Below are 20,358 nucleotides of genomic sequence, written 5' to 3' on the forward strand. Positions count from 1 at the left end.
GCCCACGACCCCAGCCTGTGCGGAGCGAGCCAATGCCTGCGTCTAACCGCCGTCAGTGGTGCGGTCGCGTGACGTCCCGTCGCTTTCGCGGCCCTGTGCCGGATGCTCGATCCAAGGTCTCCCAGACACCGTCGATTCCGACGACGCCCACAAGCCACCAACGTGCACCTGAGAGTTTCTGCGAAGCTGGGACATCAATGGAGTTTCCGTCAGGACTGCAGATGTGGACCGTGGCGTCCATATCTACAAAATGATCACCGCCGCTATAGCAGTGGACCCAAACTTCAACAGGGCCAGCCCCCTCCGAAATCCAAGCGATCTCGACACCTTGGGCCGCCTGGTCGTCGTTCAGCAGAAGTACGAGATCTCCAGCCGTGGCGTCCGGCAATGACAGGTAGTTCGTCGTCGTTCCAGAATCAGTGGCGACAAGGTGAAGATCCAGATCTAAACCCACGGACCAATGCAGCACGACTCCCGTCCCGACATTAGGTCGGGGAGTTGGTCGCAGAACCCCGGCGGACTCACTGGCCGTCGGCATTGGCGGCGGAGGGACCGCAGTTCGGATATGGCCCACAAACGACGCCACCTCAGCATCGTGGCCAGGGCGAACGTAGCCGACCGCTCTACATCGTTCCGGCGGCGATGTGAGGAGACTCGGTGCCATCGGACCGTAGTTGGCGAGCACCACGAGTGCACTCACATGTGCCCCCGCGTAGTCCACCAATGCCCCGTAGAAGTTCTTACGACTGGGTCGGGCGTACTGCTTGGCCTCGACTGCAAGAACAGCACTAGTGGCTGCGCCAATGGGAGGCCGCGTCACCGTGTAATCAGGCTGAACTGCCCGCTTGCGACCCTTGCCTATTGGCGTCGCGTAGGGATGCCGGAGCTCGGCCCAGAGTTCGAGTTGACCCGCCGCGGTGTCGATCGACGCGAGGTGCGAGCCCCGGAAGGAGAACGAAAGCACGCCGCCTACGACGTGAAACCGACAATTCTCCCGACCGAGCGCCTCAACGATAAGCGTAAGCAGCCACGCACTGTAGAGCTCGTAACGTTTCCCCCAGACCGGCAGACTCAAGACATCAAGAACGTCGTCGATGAGTTGTTGCTGGGAAACCTCGACGCGGGGTATGAGTGCGAGCGCTTCTTCGAGGCCGCGGATGAAGTCCGCTCGCTCTTGTTCATCTTTCCATTGGTACGAAACAGCGTTCCGAGCTCGTTCTTCAATGATCGCAAGCCAGTGGTCATTGTGTATTCCCAGCAGCGTTCGACCTGTGGGGCCCGCGTCGTTACCCTCGTCCATTTCCCGCGAGCGGGTCATTAGTTCTTGCGGTCCGGATGAGTGCGCACGGGACTGAGCGAGGACCTCTGACGCCACTTCGAAGACCTCAGCGAGTACACCGCGCACGGCAGGGTCGCTGCTGGTTGGCAGTTCGGGGAATTGCTCCGGCCAAGTCCCGCCGTATTTGTATAGGCGACGGAGGGAGGGCTCAGCCGCTTGATCGACCTTATCGGTTGGTATGTCGCCCAAGGCTCTTGAGAGGTCCCACAGGGCGCCGGGGCCGATACTCAGATCAGCCGCTAGGCGAGTCGCAGAAACCCATCGCTCCTCGTGCTCTCGAAAGGACTCGAGATCGAATGAGTAACGATCTCCTGCGCTGGCATCAAAGTCGTATGTGATTCGGAGATTCGGGTCGTCAGCGGCTGTAGCCCCCACCCACTCATACAACGCGAGCAGATCGCTCAACATGCGACTGAACGGACGCAGGGCATCGAGTACTGCATGAAGCAGGTTCTCGACCGATTCCTCGCGAAGCGCTGTCGCCAAGTCGTCGGTCTGCGGCACGCCCAAGCTGGCTTTGACGTCATTTAGGAGGTCCGCGTCGTACCCACGCTCCTGCAATCCAGCTCGGTCAGATATCGCCGTCCATAGTTCGATCGCGCTTGTAATTGCCTGTCCGGACACAGGGGCACAGTAGCTCCCGGATGGCGCGCTTATTGCCCCTTCGGCGAGCAAGTCACCCGCGTCCTACCGCCGCGTCTGAGGCGCGGGTTGCCGTACTTCGCGTCAAAGGCGGCTGAGTAGCTCTGCCTTCTTTGCCGCGAACTCGGCGTTGGTCAAAATTCCCTCTGCGTGAAGGGCGGCGAGCCGCGCGATCTGCTCGGTCACATCCTGAACCGGCGCAGGTTCCGGCGCGGGCGACGACTGCATACCTCTCCCGAACGCGGTAGAGGCCCGGGCGAGCAATGCTCCCCTCGCGCTGGCCTGCGCCGACGGCTCAGGGTTCTGTGGCCGCTCCGGAACGATCTGGCGATCCGACAGCATCACGGAAAGCACCATGTACTGCTTCTGGGGCAACTCGATAATGGACTCCTTGCCGTCCGCCCAGTTGAGTCGAACTGTGTGCCCCATGTTCATGGCTGCCCCGAGGCCCGCCCCCAGCGACTTACCCACAATGCCGGGCAAAGCGGCCTTCGCTGCTGCTTGCCCGATGGCCCCGGCGACACCGTCCTTGGTGTCAAGCTCTTCCCACTGGCGGACAGTCTCAGCGTTAATCCTGTGCCTCTTGAAGGGGTTGGACGGATGCTGAATCGTGAGGTCACCGTGCTTGGAGAAGCCGGTTGCCCCGCCCAGGTGAACGGCGCCGTTCGAGAGATGTCCTCCAACTACGCGTCCCTGACCCAGAAGCTCCTGGAAGAGTGCCATGAAGAGACCCTAAGGCAGGCATCCGACTGAACCTGGCGATTCGGCGATCTCGGCTGGCGTCTTTCATCGGCGGTAGGACCCAGAGCGATCTCGTCCAGCACCCACGGCGGCGTTCACAGTTTCACCGTCTATCTAGTTGTCCGCCACCGCACGTCAAACCGCCGATTATCCGTACGTTCCGTCACCCGATACGTCGATCGGCAGCCGTCAGCGCACTGGGACGAGGGCCTCGATCACGACCGCGTATCCGACCTTGCGCGACCCCTCGAACATGCCGAGTACCAGTCCTTCGGAGACCCGTGGCCAATTGCTCCGGGAACAACGGATGACTCCGGACGATCGCGACATCCCCAGGCGCCGAGTCTTCCTGATCCTCAATCAGTAGCGGTCCGTCGTGCACGTCTCCGTGCAGCTCGGGCGGAAAAGCCCAGCACGATTTGTAGCCCGAGACAATCGGCGTTCGGCGTCCACCCTATTCGGTCGACAGAACGCGCAGCCTCGCACGAACGTAACCGTGCTCGCGGCCCCGCTCCTGCCAACGAGCTAAGTCTCGGTCGTCCACGCCAACACACTCTCACAAGCCGCGACCTTCTCTGCGGTGATTCGAACGTAGGCAGCTGCGTCATTCCGTCGCCTGTCGGCTATGCACCTCGTCTAGATTCACGGACATGACGCCAACCTACGACCGCTGCCCGTACTGCGGCCGCGAAGGCCGAACCATGGTCAAGCCGGACTCCATCACCAACCTCGTCGGGTCCGGCAATCGCGCACTTCCGCTACGAGGATTGGAGTTGGAGATCGCAACGCACGTTGGAGCTGCGACACTGAAGGCGGGGGAACTCGACGCCGCGATGGGCGGCCTAAGTGCTGTGGCTGGCCCACCCGACGCAGAGGCATTTCGCGCGACGTGGGGCCGCTCAGGCACCGAGCTGACTACCGCCTTACGCAAGATTGCGGCAAGTGCCGACGTGGACGCAGACGTCCGACAAGAAGTCGACCGCCTGTGTGCGCGGTACGACGCCCTGTACGGGAGCCGAAATGACCTCATTCATTCGTTCCGGACCGGCCACGGATCCGACCGATTAGAAGTCATTCGGGCCATCCGAATCAAGAAGTCTCAGCCACTACCAGACGCGAGCGACATGAGTGACCGGCGGCGACTTGGGATGAGTGAAATCGTCGACCTGTACTACGACACCAACGACCTCTTTCACGATGTGCGCGACCTCTTCTTTCGCGTCATCGGTGCCGTCCGATGAGTTGGTGCGTCAGGGATGCAAAACTGGGCTAGCTCACGTCGGCACCAGCGCGCGACAGGGACGATCCAGCCCGCGTCACTCCGCCGCAAAAAACGTTACGGACCGCCGCGTCCCGTTACGAGCGGATGGCCAGCGTGCCCGGGTCCGTGTTGGCGCCGCACACCAACACCGCGACGCGCTCCGCCGGCTCGGGGACGTACCGGCCTGACGTGAGCGCCGCGTACGCGGCGGCGGCGCCGGACTCGGACGGGACGCGGTACTCCGACCAGAGCCGAGTCCGCGCCTCGACGATCTCTTCGTCGGTGACGAGGACCGACACCGGAGGCTCGGCCGCCTGTGCCGCGAAGGCGAGGTCGCCGATGCGGCGGGCTCCGAGCGAGTCGGCTGCGACACCCGAGACGGGGACGTCCACGGGCTCCCCCGCAGCCATGGCGCTGTGGAGCGTCGGGCACCGCTCGGGCTCGACCGCAACGATGCGAGCCCGGCCGAAGGCGGCGGCGGCGATGCCGGCGTAGAGGCCGCCGCCTCCGACGGCGAGGACGATGGTGTCGATCGAGGGCTCGTCGTCAAGGATCTCGGCACCGATCGTGCCCGCTCCGGCCACCACCTCCGGCTGGTCGTACGCGTGCGCGAACGCGGCCCCGGTCTGCTCGCCGAAGGTGACGGCCGCTTGGTACGCCTCGGCGTACTCGGCTCCGACCTGCTGCACCTCGGCACCGAAGCTCCTGATCCGCTCGACCTTGACGGCCGGCGCAGCCTCGGGGACGAATACGGTGGCGCGGACGCCGAGCTCGCGCGCGACGAAGGCCTGCGCCAGGCCGGCGTTTCCGCCAGAGGCGACGACGATGCCCGCCGGGCCGATCTCGCCCGACTCGAGCGCCGCGAGCTGCCGGTTGAACGCACCCCGCGTCTTGAACACGCCGCAGTGCTGCAGGAACTCGCACTTGAGCCACACACCGTCCTCGCCGGACGGCGGCAGCAGCGGCGTCCTGCGCACGCGTCCGGCGATCCGTCGAGCCGCTGCCGAGACGTCCTCGCTGGTCACTCTCACTCGCGCCACTGTATCCGCGCGGATCAGCCCGTCTGACCCTGCGCCCGACTCTCGGCGACGCGATGCGGGATGCGCAGCAGGCGGATGCCCGTGACCAGGACGAGCCCGCCGACGAGGTTGCCGAACGCCGACCAGCCGAGCGCGCCCAGCCAGTCGAACCAGCCGTAATCGGCGTCACCGGTCAGCAGTCCGGCGAACATCAAGATGGAGTCCAGCACCGAGTGGAACAGCTGCGCTCCCACGAGGACGAACGCCATCGTCACCGCCGGCACCAGCTTGACCCCGAGGCTGTCGGTCGCGTGCTGCATCCTCGTCAACAGGGTGATGACCGCCCCCGCCAGCACGGCCAGGAAGAACGACCGCCACGAGACCCCGAGGTGCGCGTAGAGCGAACCCGCCTCGACCGCCGCGGCGTGCACGTCGGGCAGCGCCACGACGATCATCCCCGCCATCACGAACCCGCCCACCAGGTTCGCCACGAGCGTGACCACCCACAGGCGCAGCAGCTGGACGACCGTCCCCTCCTTCGCCACCACGGAGATCACCGGCAGCAGGAAGTTTTCGGTGAAGAGCTCGCTGTTCGCCAGCAGGAGCGCCACGAAGCCCACCGTGAACGCGAGCGACGCCAGGAGGTGGTTGCCGGTCTCGGTCTGCACCACGAGGTAGGCGAGCACGCCGACGCCGACGTCGACACCGCCGAGAAGCCCGGTCGACACCAAGGGCAACAGCGGCCTGTCCAGCCGTTCGTGGCCCTCCCCGACCAGGCGGTCGTAGGTCTCCTCCAGCTCCGGCTCCTCGCGAGACCCGGTCGGCGCGACGACGTCGCCGCTGCCACCACCGGGCTCGCTCACGAGCGGGACCGGTCTCGGCGGGTGGATGTGCGCATGTCCTCACGCTAGGCGCGGGTTCGACAGCCCGCGACAGGTGAGGCGGCGCGAGGGGTGAGCCCTCGACCGACGGCTGGCATAGCATCGAGGCACCCCGGCGGAAGGCACCCTCGCATGAGCGACGCACGGACCCCCCGCGCCCTCGTCATCGGCGAGGCGCTCGTGGACGTCACGCGCCGCGCCGACGGCACGGTGGCCGAGCACCCCGGCGGCTCGCCGCTCAACGTCGCCGTGACCATGGCGCGTCAGGGCATCGGCGTCACGCTCGCCACGCACCTCGGCGACGACCACTTCGGCGACCTCGTCCGTGCCCATCTCAGCGAGTCGGGAGTGACCCTGCACGAGACCGGTCCGGCGTCACCCACCGCCTCGGCCACGGCGACGATCGGCGCGGACGGCGCCGCCACCTACGAGTTCGACCTGCGCTGGGAGCCCGAGCAGCTGCCCGATCCCGACGGCTTCGACCTCGTCCACGTCGGCTCGATCGGCGCCTGGATGCCGCCCGGTGCCGAGGCGGTCACCGATCTCGTCCGTCGCGCGCACGCGCTCGGCGTGCCGGTCGGGTTCGATCCGAACGTCCGCCCCGCGCTCGCGCCGGCCCCCGACGAGCTCCGCCGTCGTGTGCGCGAGTTGGCCTCGCTCAGCCGCATCCTGAAGCTGAGCGACGAGGACGCCGAGGCGCTGACGGACACCGATCCCGTGACGGTCCTGAGCGAGCTCGCCGGCGACGGTCCGACGCTCGCCGCCCTGACTCGGGGCGGCCAGTCGGTCACCCTGCGAAGCGGCGACACACGGATCGACGTGCCGGTGCCCCGCGTCGGGGTCGCCGACACGATCGGCGCCGGCGACACCTGGATGGGCACACTGCTCGCCGAGCTCCTCCGCCGAGATTGGCAGAGCCGCACGGCGTTCACCTCGGACGAACTCCGCGAGCTCGGTGAGGCCGCCGCCGCGGCTGCGGCCATCAACGTCTCCCGCCCCGGCGCCGATCCGCCGTGGCGCCACGAGCTCATCGCCTACTGAACCGTCCTCCGTTCGTAAGAGCGGCTAATCGCATCCGATCCCGTCACCGTCGGCATCCAGGCGGTACGGGTCACTGCCAGTCACCGTCACGGGATGACCGATCTCCCCACAATCGAGGTCGCCGACGATGGGCAGGCAAGGCGAGTAGCCGCTCATGCAGTTGCTTGAGGGGGCCTTTGTCTTTCGAGGCTTGGGAGCGAGCGGGACAGGCTTGGCGGCGGGCTTCCGACAGGCCGGCCGAGAGGCCGACGCGAAAGCGCGATCGAGCCGACGCCCGAGGTCCGCGTTCTCGTGGCGGAACTCCTCGAGGTAGCGAGCATCTCCGAGCCCGTTCTTCGCAAGGCTGACGTTGAGCGACCTGCCTCGCTTGTCCCGCACTTCGGCGACCACTCTGCCGTGCGTATCGCTGGAGTAGGCATCAGCGGTGAACCCCTTGCTGAGGAACTTGCGTGTGAAGGTGGCGGCTTCGGGACCGCACTGTTCGTTCATCTCGGGCGTGTTCACCAGTCCGAGGCGATACTCCTTCCCATCCGATGCCACCCAGGAGTCGCCGTCCTTCTGGTCCGTCATGAACAAGACGGTGACTTTCGCGGCGGTCGGCTTGGTCTCCGGCGTCTGAGTCGGTTCGTCAGTCGGTTCCGTGTGGTCAGCGGGCTGCGTGGGGTCCACCGCCGCAGCGGTCTGAGCGGTGCCGTCGTCGTTCGTCGTCGGCGATGCGGCCATGTCGATCGCGTTGAGTCCCAGCGCCACCGCGCACGCCGCGACGAGCCAGAACTCCCATCGCCGTGACCAACGCTTGCGGCTTCGGGCGCCCGGGGCACTGATCCGCGATCCGGAGGCGTGGCCACCTGTCGAGGGATACGGGTAGTTCCGCGCGGTGTAGTCGGTCCATGTGGCACCGTCCCAGTAGCGCAGCTCGCCTCGCGCGTCCGGGTACCAGCCTGGAGGTGTCTGGGGGCGTTCGGTCATCGACCGAGCGTCGCATGTGATGAGCTGATTGTTCGCGGAATCCGTACGTTCCTTCCGTCGGGCACCTGGACCGCTCTGATCTCCGTCGGTCATCCTGACCAGAGTGGAAGGCGGTGGACCGGATGGACCGTTCGGCCGAGGCAGCCCCGGCACTGGACCGGGCTCACGAGCACGCACTGGCGTGGCTGGGAGGCCTCGACGAGCGCGCCGTGCCACCCGAGGCGTCCGTCGCGGACGTCATCTCGGCGCTCGGCACCGACCTGCCGGAAGGTCCCACCGACCCGGCCGAGGTCGTGGACCTGCTGGCGCGCGCCGCGGATCCCGGCCTGACCGCGATGCCGTCGGGCCGGTTCTTCGGCTTCGTCATCGGTGGCACGCATCCCGCGGCCATGGCGGCGGACTGGCTGACGTCGGCGTGGGACCAGAACGCCGGCCTGCGGACCGTCACGCCGGCCGCGACGGCGATCGAGGACGTCGCCGAGGCCTGGGTGCTCGACCTCCTCGGCCTCCCCGCAGACAGCGCGGTCGGGTTCGTGACCGGCGGGACGATGGCGAACTTCACGTGCCTCGCCGCCGGCCGCGATGCCGTGCTCAGCCGCGTCGGATGGGACGTCGGCGAAAAGGGCCTCGTCGGCTCGCCCGGCGTGCGCGTCCTGGCGGGCGCCGAGCGGCACGACTCGGTCGACCTCGTGCTGCGCTACCTCGGGCTCGGCGCACCCGAGCTCGTCCCCGTGGACGCCGAGGGACGCATCGACCCGGCAGCCCTGCGCGAGCGGCTCGAGGACGGCGACGACCGGCCGACCGTCGTCGCGCTCCAAGCGGGCAACGTTCACTCCGGCGCCTTCGACCCGTTCGACGAGGCGATCGCCGCCGCGCACGAGCACGGCGCCTGGGTGCACGTCGACGGCGCGTTCGGCCTCTTCGCCGCCGCCTCCCCCGCCCACCGGGACCTCACGCGCGGCTTCGAGGCCGCCGACTCGTGGGCGACCGACGCCCACAAGACGCTCAACGTCCCCTACGACTGCGGGCTCGCGATCGTGCGCGACCCGACCGCCCTCCGCGCGGCCATGTCGATGCACGGCGACTACCTGATCCAGGACGAGGCCGGCGACCCGTTCGAGAAGGTGCCCGAGCTGTCCCGCCGCGCCCGGGCCGTCACGGTCTGGGCGGTGCTCCGCTCGCTCGGCCGCAGCGGAGTGGCCGAGCTCGTGGAACGTCTCGCCCGCCACGCCCGCGCGTTCGCCGACGGCATCGCCGGCATCGACGGGGCCGAGGTGCTCAACGACGTCGTCTTCACGCAGGTCTGCGCCGCGTTCGGGGACGACGCCCGCACCCTGGACGTGGTGCGCCGGATGATGGAGGACGGCACCGCCTGGACCAGCGGATCGCGCTGGCACGACCGGGCCGTGCTGCGGATCTCGGTCAGCAACTGGTCGACGACCGATGAGGACGTCGCCCGCGCCCTCGAGGCGCTCCGTGCCGCCGCGACGTGACGCTCACCCGCGCGTCGCGACGACTCCGTAGAGCGTGACGGCGAAGACGAACGAGCCCCGCGCCGCGCTCTCCTCGAGCGACTGCCGCCACGCGTCGCTCTCCCCCGCGGCCTCGGCACGAGCAGCCGCACGCTCCAACACGAACGAGACCGGCGGCCGGTCCAGCACGCGCGGGCGCAGCATGAGCACCTCGGTGGTCACCCGGGCATCGGTGAACCCGTGACCCAGGACGAGATCGAGCAGCTGCGCCCCGGCCGCCGGGGACGGGACGCCCGCCCAGTCCTCGCGCCACGCCGTCGTCAGGTACGGGTCGCCGGGCCACGTCGCGAGGGTGCGCCAGTCCGTGTCGATCAGGCCGATCCGCCCGCCGGGCCTGAGGACACGAGCCATCTCCTCGACCGCGGCGACCGGGTCGGTGAGGTGCTGCAGCACGCGCTCGGACCGCACGAGGTCGAGCGAGGCGTCGTCCGCCGGCAGCTGGTCGGCCGACCCCCGGACGTACCGCGCGGGGTTGCGCGCGGCCTCCCCGCGGCGACGGGCCTCGGCCAGCATGGTCTCGCTCGGGTCCACCCCTGTCGCGGTCCCGGTGGGAGCGACGGACACCGCGAGCCCGCGCACGTCCTCGCCGGTGCCGCAGCCGACGTCCATCACGTGCATCCCCGGCAGCGGGTCCAGCTGCTCGATGAGCCAGGCGTGCAGCCGTTGGATCGGCGGCAGCTGGGCCTGGACGTCGAGCGCCGCGAGCGCCGCCGCCCTGCCCTCGTCGGAGGACGAGTCCACGTCGTGGAACGTGGGTGCGTCGTCAGTGCTCATCGTGGGCCTCCCTGCGTCCGGTGACCAGCCACGCCGCCGAGCCGAACTCCACCCCGTTCGGCCCCGTGTGGGCCCGCAGGCTCTCGCGGAGCCGCGCTTCGGCGGCCTCGCGCTCGTCCGTCGACAGCCCCTCCAAGAGCCACGCGAAGAGTCCCCGCAGGAACTCCATCGCGTCGTTCACGTCCTCACCGAACCACTCGGTCCGCTCGACGCTGTCGACCTCGACCGCGGCCCAGCCGGCGGCCTCGAGGACCTCGCGGATCCGCGCCGGCCTCGACAGCGCGAACATGCCCGGTGCATCCAGGTCCGCCGTCGGGCCGGGTGCTGCCCCGAGCACGCCGAGCGTCCCGCGGATCCACTCGTTCCGGTCCGGTCCCTGCCACGTCAGCAGCACCATCCGGCCGCCGGGTCGCGTCGCTGACAGCAGGTTGGCGAACGCGGCCACGGGGTCGCCGAAGAACATCGAGCCGGTGCGCGAGATGACCACGTCGACGTGTTCGCGCTCGAACGGGTGCACCTGTGCGTCGCCCTGGACGAACCCCACGTTGTCGAGTCCCTCCTCCTTCGCCCGCCGCTCGGCCACCTCGAGCAGCCGGCTCGACAGGTCGATGCCGAGCACCTCGCCGTCCACGGAGGCGCGCGCCGCCCAGCGCGTGGTCAGCCCACCACCACACCCGACGTCGAGCACACGCTCCCCGCGCCTGACGGCGGCCGCCTCCTCGAAGCGCTCCTGGTAGCCCGCGACGGCTCGGTCGAATCTGTCCGCATGCACGGCCCAGTACGCACCACCCGGGCCGTCCCACGACTCCGCCTGCATCCTGTTGCTCTCGTGGACGTCCATCCGCCACCTCCGCGTCTCTTCCAGTGACCGCCCGCGGTGGGGGTCCCGTCAAGGGAGAGGCGGGAGGTCGCTCAGTCCGGACGCGTGCTCACGCGGTCAGCACCTCACGGCGCGAGGCCTCCAGGTCACGCAGGGCGGTCTCGACTCCGCCCAGCCGCCGCATGAGCTCGTCCGCGACGCGGTCGACCGCGTGGAGCAGGCCGTCGACGCGCGCAGCGGCATCCCGGATCCGCTCGCGCACCTGGTAGTCGCTGAAGATGTTGTCGAACCAGATGTCGAAGGCACGAGCGAGCTCCGTGATGCCGATCTCGCCCACGGCGTCGATGTCCACGTCGGCCAGCTCGGTGGCGAGGTGGCCGAGCGCCGCGTCCGCCCGCCGCATGAGCTCGCCGGCCTGGTCGAGCCGGTTGTGCTTCATGAGGTCACTCACGAGGCCGCCGCCGAAGAAGGTGTCGTACGTGGCCCAGCCGCTCGCGCTCCCGAGGTGCTGCGAGGCCTCCCCGAGTGCCGCACGGGCGTCGCGCGCGGCGGCCTGCGCCTCCCGGAGCTGCACGGCCTCGGCCTCGAGCGTGCCCTGCCGCTCGGCGATCTCGGTCAGCCGCGTCCAGGCTTCCGACGAGGCGGGATCGGCGGCGATCTCGCGCTCCCGCAGCGCGAGCAGTTCGGCGCGCCTGGCCTCGAGTCCGTCGAGGGCGGCCAGCCGCTCGGTGCGATCGTCGATCTCTCGCTGGGCCGTCCGGCGCCGCGCCTCGGCCTCGTCCACGGCGTACTGCGCCGCGAGCCTCTCGGCCTGCTCGCGGGACAGGTCCGTGTCGCGCGTGCCCCGCAGGCCCGCGAGGATCCGCGTCATCGAGAGCGACTCGAGCCGCCGGACGTCGGCGGCTTCGGCGTCGAGTCGCTGAACCGCCTCGCGGTGGCGCTCTTCGGCATGCTCGTGGTGGCGCCGAGCGGCGTCGAGCTGCCGTTGCAATCCCTCGCGTTCCGCCTCGAGTCGTGCGATCTCGGCCAGGCCCTGCATTGCCTCAGACATGGCAGGAGGCTAGCGGTCGCGAGCCGTGAAGAAGTGTCAGTGGGGCCCACTACGTTGGCCCGTATGAACTTCGACTCCACGGCGCGCGCGTTCGACGCGGTCCGGCGCGCCCGCGCGGTGGCGGAGTTCGAGGAGTGGGACCTCATCGCCGGGCACCACCGTCGGCGCATCGCCGAGATCGACCGCTCCGACCAGATGCCCCTGTCGAAGGAGCTCGCCAGGCGCGAGGTCACGCTCGAGATCGCGCAGGCCCTCCACGTCACCGAGCGGCGGGTGTGGGCGATCGTGTCCGAGGCCGAGACCCTGCGCGAGCGCACGCCTGCCGTGTGGTCGGCGTTCCGGCTCGGGGACCTCGATGCCGACCGGGCCAGCGCCATCGCCGACACGGCGGAGCGACTGACCGACCCCGCCAGCTGGCTCAAGCTCGAGCACTCCGCCGTCGAGTACGCGGCCACGCACACCATCGCCGAGCTGCGCGCCTGGCTGCGCCGACTGCGTGCGCGGCTCGAGCCCGAGCAGACCGCCGACGAGCGCGCCAAGGCGGTCGAGGAGCGACGCGTGTCGATCACGCACAACGACGACGGCACGTCGTGGCTGAACGCGCTCCTGCCGACGGGCGTGGCCATCGCCGTCGGCGACCGCCTGCGCCGCGCCGCGAAGGCACTGCCCTCCGCCGATCCCGAGACCGGCGAGAAGGACACCCGCACCCGTGAGCAGAAGCAGGCCGACCTGCTCGCCCACTGGCTCACGTGCTCCGAGGGCACGCAGACCGACATCCGTGCCGAGATCGCGATCAGCGTCGCCGCCACCGACCTCATCGGCCTCACCGACGGCCCCGGCCTCACCCTCGACGGTGAGCCCGTCGGCAGCGAATGGGTACGCGAGCTGGCCCAGTCCGAGCACACCGTCTTCCGCCGACTCGTCCTCGACCCCCTCGGGCACGTGCTCGACACCAGCGTCCTGCGATATCGGCCCGGCGAGAGTCTGCGCGACGCGATCCGATGGCGGGACGGGACCTGTCGAGTCATGGGGTGCCGGGCACCCGCCACCGAGGCCGACCAGGACCACGCCCTCGCCTACGACTCCGGCGGTGAGACCACCGGCTCGAACCTGCGGTGCCTGTGCCGCAGGCACCACAACATGAAGTCGCACGGTCACCTCGACGACCGCCACCTCGACACGCCCGCTCGCTGGAGCGAGCGGTACGTGGCGACCGCGCCGCCGCTTCTGAGCCGCCTCGACCTGGACGATCCGGACCTGCTCGTGGCCTGACGGGCGTTGTCGCCTGCGTTTCCGTGTACCACCTAGTCCGATCGGGCCATGGCTACACCCCCGGTACGGCCATCCGTGACCTTCGGGTTACCTTAGGCTCGCCTAACCCCGACTGAACGGATGAACCGTGACCCTGAACCGTCGCCTCACGGCAGCCCTGGCCCTTCCCCTTCTCGGCCTCGCTCTCAGCGCCTGCGCCAGCGAGGACACCGCCGGCGGTGGTGACACCGAGACCATCACCGTCACGGACGCGCTGGGCGAGGAGGAGGTCCCGCTCAACCCCGAGAGCGTCGTCGTGTTCGACATGGGCGTGCTCGACACCCTCGACACACTCGGCGTCGACGCGATCACGGGCGTAGCCAAGGGTGGCGCCGTCCCGTCGTACCTGGAGAAGTACGCCTCGGACGACTACGTCACGGTCGGCGACCTCTTCGAGCCGGACCTCGAGGCCATCCCGCGCGCCGAGCCCGACCTGATCATCGTCGGCGGCCGCTCGGCAGCCATGCACGACACGCTCGAGAAGACGTTCGAGGACGTCCCCGTCCTGGACATGTCCGTCGACGAGACCTCGTACCTGGAGAGCTCGCGCAAGAACATCGAGACCCTCGCCTCGATCTTCGAGAAGGAGCAGCAGGCCCGGGACAAGCTCGCCGAGTACGACGACCGCATCGCCGCGCTGCGCACGAAGGCCGCCGACGCCGGTGAGGGTCTCGTGCTGCTCACCAGCGGCGGCGAGGTGACGGCGTACTCGCTCAACTCGCGCTTCGGCTTCCTGCACCAGGACTTCGGCGTCCGCCCCGCCACCGAGCAGCTCGGTGACACGGAGTCGCGCCACGGCGAGGCCGTGTCGTTCGAGTTCATCCGCGAGGCCGACCCCGACCTGCTGTACGTCGTCGACCGCGACGCCGCCATCGGTGAGGAGGGCAAGTCCGCCGAGGAGATCCTTGACAACGCTCTCGTGAAGAAGACCTCGGCCTGGAAGAACGACAAGGTCACGTACGTCGACGCCGAGGCCTGGTACATCGTCGTCGGCGGCCTGACCAGCCTGGGCACGCTGCTCGACGACGTCGAGACGAGCCTCGCCTGACCATGTCGGTCACCACCCGCAGCACCCGCACCACCCCGCCGGCCGCCCTGGCCGGCGGGGTGGTCGGGCTCCTCCTCCTGGCCGGCGCCAGCGTCATGATCGGCGTCGCCGACGTGTCGTGGGAGGTGCTGTGGGTCTCGCGCATCCCGCGCACCGTCGCGCTCGTGCTGGCCGGCGCGGCGTTGGCGGTCTGCGGACTGCTGATGCAGCTGCTGGTGCGCAACCGCTTCGTCGAGCCCTCCACCGTCGGCACCACCGAGGCCGCCGGACTCGGCCTCGTGGCGGTCACGCTGCTCGCGCCGGGCGCTCCGCTGATGGTGAAGATGGCCGTCGCCGCGCTGTTCGCGCTGGCGGGCACCTGGCTGTTCCTGCGGGTCGTGCGGCTGATGCCGGTGCGCGAGACGATCCTGGTGCCGCTCATCGGGCTGATGCTCGGCGGAGTGATCGGCGCGCTCACCACGTTCCTGGCGTTCCACCACGACCTGCTGCAGACGCTCAACAGCTGGATGACGGGCGACTTCTCCGGGATCCTCGCCGGGCGCTACGAGCTGCTGTGGCTCGTCGCCGGCCTGGTCGTCGTCGCGTTCCTGGCCGCCGACCGGTTCACCGTCGCAGGGATGGGCGAGTCGTTCTCCGTCAACGCCGGCCTCGACCACCGCGCCGTCGTCGCCGTGGGACTGACGATCGTCTCGGTCGTCAGCGCCGTCGTCGTGGTCACGGTCGGCGTCATCCCGTTCCTGGGCCTGGTGGTCCCGAACCTCGTCAGCATGCTGCTCGGCGACAACGCCCGCCGCGGGCTGCCGTGGGTCGCCGTCCTCGGCGCCGGCCTCGTGCTGGCCTGCGACATCATCGGGCGCCTGGTCCGCTACCCCTACGAGATCCCCGTGGGCACCGTCATGGGCGTCCTCGGCGCGGCGTTCTTCCTGTACGTGCTGCTGAAGCGAGCGCCGCGTGCTGACTGACACCCGACGGGCACCGCGCCTGGCCCCCGCGCACCGCCTCACCATCGCCGCCGCGATCGCCGTCGCCGTGATCGCGGGCTTCCTGCTGGCCGACACCCACGGGTACGCCGACTTCGTCGTGCCGCTGCGCATCCGGCGCCTCGTCGCCCTCGTGCTGGTCGGCTGGGCGATCGCCATGTCCACCGTGCTGTTCCAGACCATCACCGGCAACCGGATCCTGACCCCCGCGCTGATGGGCTTCGACGCGCTGTACGTCCTGATCCAGACGGTCGTCGTGTTCGTCTTCTCGGCCTCGCTGATCAACCAGACGGACTCGCGTGTGCAGTTCGTCGTCGAGACGCTGCTGATGCTGGTGTTCGCGCTGACCCTGTTCCGGTGGCTGTTCTCCTCGGGACGCTACGAGCTGCACGTGCTGATCCTCGTCGGACTGGTCTTCGCGACCCTGTTCCGCAGCATCTCGGCGTTCCTGCAGCGGCTCATCGACCCCAGCGAGTTCCAGTCCCTGCAGAACCTCATGTTCGCGTCGTTCACCACGGTCGACGAGGACCTCGTGTGGGTCACCGCCGCGGTCGTCGCCGTCGCCACCGTGCTGGTCGTGCGGCGCCTACGGGTCTACGACGTGCTCGCCCTCGGGTCCGGACCGGCCACCACCCTCGGCGTCGACCACCGCCGCGAGACGAGCCGGGTCCTGGCCCTGGTGGCCGTGCTCGTCTCGGTCTCCACGGCACTGGTCGGGCCCATCACGTTCTTCGGGCTGCTCGTCGCCCACCTCGGATACCAGCTGGCCGGCACCCACCGTCACGCCGTCGTGCTGCCGATGGCCGGGCTCTCGGCCGTGATCTGCCTCGTCGGAGGCCAGTTCGTGCTCGAGCGCCTGCTCGAGGTCACCACCACGCTGTCCGTCGTCATCGAGCTGGTCGGCGGCCTCACCTTCATCGCCCTGCTGATCCGCCGCGCCAGGAGGAACCTCGCATGACCGTCACCACCACCGAGCTGACCGGCATCCGGGCCGAGGGCGTCACCAAGCGCTACGGCCGCAGCCTCGTCGTCGACGACGTCAGCCTCGACCTCCCGCTGGGCGGCGTCACGGCGCTGATCGGGCCGAACGGCGCCGGGAAGTCCACGCTGCTGGCGATCATCGGGCGCCTGCTCGCCGCCGACGGCGGACGTGTCAGCGTGGCGGGCCTCGACGTGTCGGACACCCCCAGTGACGAGCTGGCCCGTCGGATGGCGGTGCTGCGCCAGGAGAACCACCTCGACATCCGGCTCACCGTGCGCGAGCTGGTGACGTTCGGCCGCTACCCGCACAGCAAGGGCCGGCCCACGGCCGACGACCTCGTGCACGTCGAGCGGGCGCTGGACTACCTCGACCTGGGCGACCTGGCCGACCGCTACCTCGACCAGCTCTCCGGCGGGCAGCGCCAGAGGGCCTTCGTGGCGATGGTGCTGTGCCAGGACACCGACGTCGTGCTGCTGGACGAGCCGCTCAACAACCTCGACCTGTGCCACGCCGTCTCGATGATGGGCCGGCTGCGCGACGCCGCCAGCGAGCTGGGCCGCACGGTCGTCGTGGTGGTCCACGACCTCAACGTCGCGTCCTGCTACGCCGACACGATCGTCGCGATGCGCGACGGCCGCGTCGCCGCGTGCGGCTCCCCCGCCGAGATCATGCAGCCCCGGCTGCTCGAGGACATCTACGGCCTCCCCGTGCGCGTGCACGAGATCGACGGCCAGCTGATCGCCACGTATTACGGCTGAGCCGGGCCTACGGCGTCTCGACCCCGTGGGCGCGCAGGCCGTACGTCAGGGCGTCGACGAGCGCCTCGAACGAGGCCTCGATCATGTTCGGGCCCACGCCGACCGTGACCCAGGAGCTCTTGCCGTCGGTCGTCTCGATGAGCACGCGCGTCACCGCGTCCGTGCCGTGGCCCTGGTCGAGGATGCGCACGCGGAAGTCGATGAGGTGGAACTGCGCGACGTCCGGGTACATCTGCTCGATCGCCGAGCGCAGCGCGTGGTCGAGGGCGTTGACCGGGCCGTTGCCCTCCCCCACGACCGCGGTGCGGCGGCCGCCGGCGACGACCTTGACGATCGCCTCCGCGCCGCCGTCGCCCGCCGAGCCGGCGATGACGCGCCACGCCTCGACGTCGAAGTAGGCCGGACGCGTGCCCGTGACCGCCTCGGTCAGCAGCAGCTCGAACGAGGCGTCGGCCGCCTCGAACGTGTAGCCCTCCTGCTCCATCCGCTTCACGCGGTCGGTGATGGAGGTCAGAAGCTCGGCGTCGCCCGAGAGGTCGAAGCCGAGCTCGCGGCCCTTGAGCTCGATCGTCGCGCGGCCGGCCATCTCGGAGACCAGCAGGCGCATGTCGTTGCCGACCAGCGCGGGATCCATGTGCTGGTACAGGTCGGGGTCGACGCGGATCGCGCTGGCGTGCAGGCCGGCCTTGTGCGCGAACGCCGAGACGCCCGTGTACGGCTGGCGCGCCACCGGCGGGTAGTTCGTGATCTCGCTGATCGCGTGCGAGATGCGCGTGGCGTCCGCGAGCGCGCCCTCGGGCATGACGTCCATGCCCAGCTTGAACTCGAGGTTCGCGACCGAGGTGACGAGGTCGGCGTTGCCGGTGCGCTCGCCGTAGCCGTTGATGCAGCCCTGCAGGTGCGTGGCGCCCGCCCGGACGGCCTCGATCGAGTTCGCGACCGCGCAGCCGGTGTCGTTGTGGGCGTGGATGCCCAGGCGCGCGCCGGTCGAGGCGAGCACGTCGGCGACGATCTCGCCGACCTGGTGCGGGAGCATGCCGCCGTTCGTGTCGCACAGGACCGCGACCTCGGCGCCGGCCTCGGTGGCGACGCGGACGACCTCGAGCGCGTAGTCGCGGTTGTCGAGGTAACCGTTGAAGAAGTGCTCGCAGTCGAGGAAGACGCGCCGGCCCTCGCTGCGCAGGTGCGCCACCGAGTCGCGCACCATCGCGAGGTTCTCGTCGAGCGTCGTGCGCAGCGCCCGCAGCACGTGCTGGTCGTGGCTCTTGGCGACGAGCGTCACGACCGAGGCTCCCGAGTCGCGCAGCGCGCCGACCTGCGGGTCGTCCGCGGCGACCGTGCCGGCGCGACGCGTGGAGCCGAACGCCGCGAGCGTCGCGTGCTTGAGGTCCAGCTCCTTGGCGGCGAGCGCGAAGAACTCGGTGTCCTTCGGGTTCGAGCCGGGCCAGCCGCCCTCGATGTAGCCCACGCCGAGCTCGTCGAGGTGCTGCGCGATCGCCAGCTTGTCCTGCACGGAGAGGTTGAGGCCCTCCTGCTGGGCGCCGTCGCGCATCGTCGTGTCGTAGACGTGGAAGTCCGCCGGATCGTGCTTCCCGAAGCTCGTGCTCATGATCGTCCTGTGTGTCGCGTGCCGTGGTCATGCATGAAAAAAGCCCCCCGGGTACGGGAGGCGGCGCGTCTGAGGGTGGTTCAGACGCGCTGTCAAATGATGATCACGAAGGTGGTCATGGCGAACAGGTTACACCTCCCCCGTGTGGGGGCTCACACACCTCCGGAACGGTCGGCCGGCTTGGGCCCGAGATGGGCCAGCGTCTCGGGGCGCAGGATCCGCTCCAGCTCGTCCTTCGGCATGAGCCCACGGGCCAGCACGATCTCGGCGACGCCCCGGCCGGTCGTGAGCGCCTCCTGCGCCAGCTCGGTCGCCACCTGGTAGCCGACGTACGGGTTCAGAGCCGTGACGAGGCCGATCGAGTTGGCCACCTCCGCCGCCAGGTGCTCGGTGTTCGCGGTGATGCCGCGGACGCAGTTCTCGGTGAGCGACTCGATCGCGGTCCGCAGCCGCCACAGCCCCGACGACAGCGAGTAGCAGATGACCGGCTCGAACGCGTTGAGCTGCAGCTGGCCCGCCTCGGCCGCCATCGAGACCGTCACGTCGTGGCCGATGATCTGGAACGCGACCTGGTTGACGACCTCGGGGATCACGGGGTTCACCTTGCCGGGCATGATGCTCGACCCGGCCTGGCGCGCGGGCAGGTTGATCTCGCCGAGCCCGGCGCGCGGGCCCGACGACAGCAGCCGCAGGTCGTTGCAGATCTTCGACAGCTTCACCGCGACGCGCTTGAGCACGCCCGACATCTGCACGAACGAGCCGCAGTCCTGCGTCGCCTCGATGAGGTCGACGGCCGTGCGCAGCGGCAGGCCGGTGATCCGCGAGAGGTGCTCGCGCGCGAGGGGCACGTAGCCCTGGGGCGCGTTGAGCTGCGTGCCGATCGCCGTGGCGCCGAGGTTGATCTCGTGCAGCAGCATGACCGCCTCGCGCAGCCGGGCGCGGTCCTCGGCGATCATGAGCGCGTACGTGCCGAACTCCTGGCCCAGCGTCATCGGCACGGCGTCCTGCAGCTGCGTACGGCCCATCTTCAGCACGTCGTGGAACTCGACCGCCTTCTCGGCGAACGCGTCCTCCAGCGCCTGCATGGCCGTGCCGAGGTCGTACGTCGCATTGATGACGGCGATCTTCACCGCGGTCGGGTAGACGTCGTTCGTCGACTGGCTGAGGTTCACCTGCTCGTTCGGGTGCAGGTACTCGTACTGGCCCTTCTGGTGCCCGAGGATCTCCAGCGCGCGGTTCGCGATGACCTCGTTCGCGTTCATGTTGGTCGAGGTGCCCGCGCCGCCCTGGATGACGTCCACGACGAACTGGTCGTGCAGCGCGCCCGCGCGGATCTCGCGGCACGCCTGGACGATCGCGGCGTGGCGCTCGTCGTCGAGCAGCCCGAGGTCGTGGTTCGTCTCGGCGGCGGCCTCCTTGACCGCGGCGAGCGCCTCGGGCAGGTAGGGACTGATCGCGATCGGCACGCCCGTGATCGGGAAGTTCTCCTGGGCGCGCAGGGTGTGCACCCCCCAGTAGACGTCGGCCGGGATCTCCCGGTCACCCAGCAGGTCGTGCTCGATCCGGACGGCAGGTGCTCCCTCGGTCATGGAGCCATGTA

The 20,358-nt window shown here is 69.4% G+C and carries 18 protein-coding genes; 8 read left to right on the top strand and 10 right to left on the bottom strand.

Going from position 1 to position 20,358, the window contains the following annotated elements; genetic code table 11:
* Positions 1–52: 52 nt before the first annotated feature.
* Positions 53–1,963, bottom strand: coding sequence for a DUF8600 domain-containing protein (locus AB3M81_RS09645; RefSeq protein WP_412903693.1), 1,911 nt, complete (start codon positions 1,961–1,963; stop codon positions 53–55).
* 102 nt (positions 1,964–2,065) lie between these two features.
* Entirely contained in the window at positions 2,066–2,704 is a 639-nt protein-coding gene (locus AB3M81_RS09650; RefSeq protein WP_412903694.1) for an SHOCT domain-containing protein, read from the bottom strand.
* A gap of 668 nt (positions 2,705–3,372) precedes the next feature.
* On the opposite strand from AB3M81_RS09650, the gene AB3M81_RS09655 reads away from it, so the two are divergent.
* Positions 3,373–3,963: a hypothetical protein gene (locus AB3M81_RS09655; RefSeq protein WP_412903695.1), complete on the top strand. Its 591-nt coding sequence runs from the start codon at positions 3,373–3,375 to the stop codon at positions 3,961–3,963.
* Positions 3,964–4,078: 115 nt separating this feature from the next.
* On the opposite strand, the gene AB3M81_RS09660 is transcribed toward AB3M81_RS09655, so the two are convergent.
* Together AB3M81_RS09660 and AB3M81_RS09665 are read right to left on the bottom strand one after the other, a co-directional pair.
* Positions 4,079–5,014 carry a threonine/serine dehydratase gene (locus AB3M81_RS09660; protein WP_412903696.1) on the bottom strand — a complete coding sequence of 312 codons (936 nt, stop codon included), beginning with the start codon at positions 5,012–5,014 and terminating at the stop codon, positions 4,079–4,081.
* A gap of 23 nt (positions 5,015–5,037) precedes the next feature.
* On the bottom strand, positions 5,038–5,865 hold the full coding sequence (locus AB3M81_RS09665; protein ID WP_412903697.1) for a formate/nitrite transporter family protein: 828 nt from the start codon (positions 5,863–5,865) through the stop codon (positions 5,038–5,040).
* 150 nt (positions 5,866–6,015) lie between these two features.
* Between AB3M81_RS09665 and AB3M81_RS09670 the strand changes: the two genes are divergently transcribed.
* Positions 6,016–6,924 carry a carbohydrate kinase family protein gene (locus AB3M81_RS09670; RefSeq protein WP_412903698.1) on the top strand — a complete coding sequence of 303 codons (909 nt, stop codon included), beginning with the start codon at positions 6,016–6,018 and terminating at the stop codon, positions 6,922–6,924.
* Between the two features lie 24 nt (positions 6,925–6,948).
* On the opposite strand, the gene AB3M81_RS09675 is transcribed toward AB3M81_RS09670, so the two are convergent.
* Complete coding sequence (locus AB3M81_RS09675) at positions 6,949–7,893, bottom strand: thermonuclease family protein (RefSeq protein WP_412903699.1); 945 nt, start codon at positions 7,891–7,893, stop codon at positions 6,949–6,951.
* 122 nt (positions 7,894–8,015) lie between these two features.
* On the opposite strand from AB3M81_RS09675, the gene AB3M81_RS09680 reads away from it, so the two are divergent.
* Entirely contained in the window at positions 8,016–9,386 is a 1,371-nt protein-coding gene (locus tag AB3M81_RS09680; protein ID WP_412903700.1) for a pyridoxal phosphate-dependent decarboxylase family protein, read from the top strand.
* Positions 9,387–9,389: 3 nt separating this feature from the next.
* Here AB3M81_RS09680 and AB3M81_RS09685 read toward each other — a convergent pair whose 3' ends face one another.
* The 3 genes from AB3M81_RS09685 to AB3M81_RS09695 form a co-directional block, all read right to left on the bottom strand.
* Positions 9,390–10,199 carry a methyltransferase domain-containing protein gene (locus tag AB3M81_RS09685; protein WP_412903701.1) on the bottom strand — a complete coding sequence of 270 codons (810 nt, stop codon included), beginning with the start codon at positions 10,197–10,199 and terminating at the stop codon, positions 9,390–9,392.
* On the bottom strand, positions 10,189–11,040 hold the full coding sequence (locus tag AB3M81_RS09690; protein ID WP_412903702.1) for a class I SAM-dependent methyltransferase: 852 nt from the start codon (positions 11,038–11,040) through the stop codon (positions 10,189–10,191). Before AB3M81_RS09690 ends, AB3M81_RS09685 begins: the two co-directional genes overlap by 11 nt.
* Before the next feature lie 88 nt (positions 11,041–11,128).
* Positions 11,129–12,070, bottom strand: a complete 942-nt coding sequence (locus AB3M81_RS09695; protein ID WP_412903703.1) for a coiled-coil domain-containing protein — start codon at positions 12,068–12,070, stop codon at positions 11,129–11,131.
* Positions 12,071–12,133: 63 nt separating this feature from the next.
* Here AB3M81_RS09695 and AB3M81_RS09700 point away from each other — a divergent pair, with 63 nt between their 5' ends.
* The 5 genes from AB3M81_RS09700 to AB3M81_RS09720 all read left to right on the top strand — a co-directional run bounded on the left by AB3M81_RS09700 (position 12,134) and on the right by AB3M81_RS09720 (position 17,149).
* The gene (locus AB3M81_RS09700) at positions 12,134–13,342 is read left to right on the top strand and encodes an HNH endonuclease (RefSeq protein WP_412903704.1); all 1,209 of its coding nucleotides are present in this window, start codon (positions 12,134–12,136) and stop codon (positions 13,340–13,342) included.
* A gap of 127 nt (positions 13,343–13,469) precedes the next feature.
* Positions 13,470–14,429 carry a siderophore ABC transporter substrate-binding protein gene (locus AB3M81_RS09705; RefSeq protein WP_412903705.1) on the top strand — a complete coding sequence of 320 codons (960 nt, stop codon included), beginning with the start codon at positions 13,470–13,472 and terminating at the stop codon, positions 14,427–14,429.
* A gap of 2 nt (positions 14,430–14,431) precedes the next feature.
* Positions 14,432–15,391: an ABC transporter permease gene (locus AB3M81_RS09710; protein WP_412903706.1), complete on the top strand. Its 960-nt coding sequence runs from the start codon at positions 14,432–14,434 to the stop codon at positions 15,389–15,391.
* Positions 15,381–16,367 carry an iron chelate uptake ABC transporter family permease subunit gene (locus AB3M81_RS09715; RefSeq protein WP_412903707.1) on the top strand — a complete coding sequence of 329 codons (987 nt, stop codon included), beginning with the start codon at positions 15,381–15,383 and terminating at the stop codon, positions 16,365–16,367. The genes AB3M81_RS09710 and AB3M81_RS09715 overlap by 11 nt, the downstream gene beginning before the upstream one ends.
* Positions 16,364–17,149 (top strand): iron ABC transporter ATP-binding protein, encoded by a 786-nt coding sequence (locus tag AB3M81_RS09720; protein WP_412903708.1) that lies wholly within the window; start codon positions 16,364–16,366, stop codon positions 17,147–17,149. The genes AB3M81_RS09715 and AB3M81_RS09720 overlap by 4 nt, the downstream gene beginning before the upstream one ends.
* Before the next feature lie 7 nt (positions 17,150–17,156).
* Here the strand turns inward: AB3M81_RS09720 and cimA are convergent, their stop codons facing one another.
* Together cimA and AB3M81_RS09730 are read right to left on the bottom strand one after the other, a co-directional pair.
* Positions 17,157–18,758, bottom strand: a complete 1,602-nt coding sequence (cimA, locus tag AB3M81_RS09725) for a citramalate synthase (protein ID WP_412903709.1) — start codon at positions 18,756–18,758, stop codon at positions 17,157–17,159.
* A 152-nt stretch (positions 18,759–18,910) separates the two neighbouring features.
* Positions 18,911–20,347: an aspartate ammonia-lyase gene (locus AB3M81_RS09730; RefSeq protein WP_412903710.1), complete on the bottom strand. Its 1,437-nt coding sequence runs from the start codon at positions 20,345–20,347 to the stop codon at positions 18,911–18,913.
* Between the last annotated feature and the right edge of the window lie 11 nt (positions 20,348–20,358).

This window comes from Aeromicrobium jepli, assembly GCF_047246605.1.
Taxonomy (GTDB): Bacteria; Actinomycetota; Actinomycetes; order Propionibacteriales; family Nocardioidaceae; genus Aeromicrobium.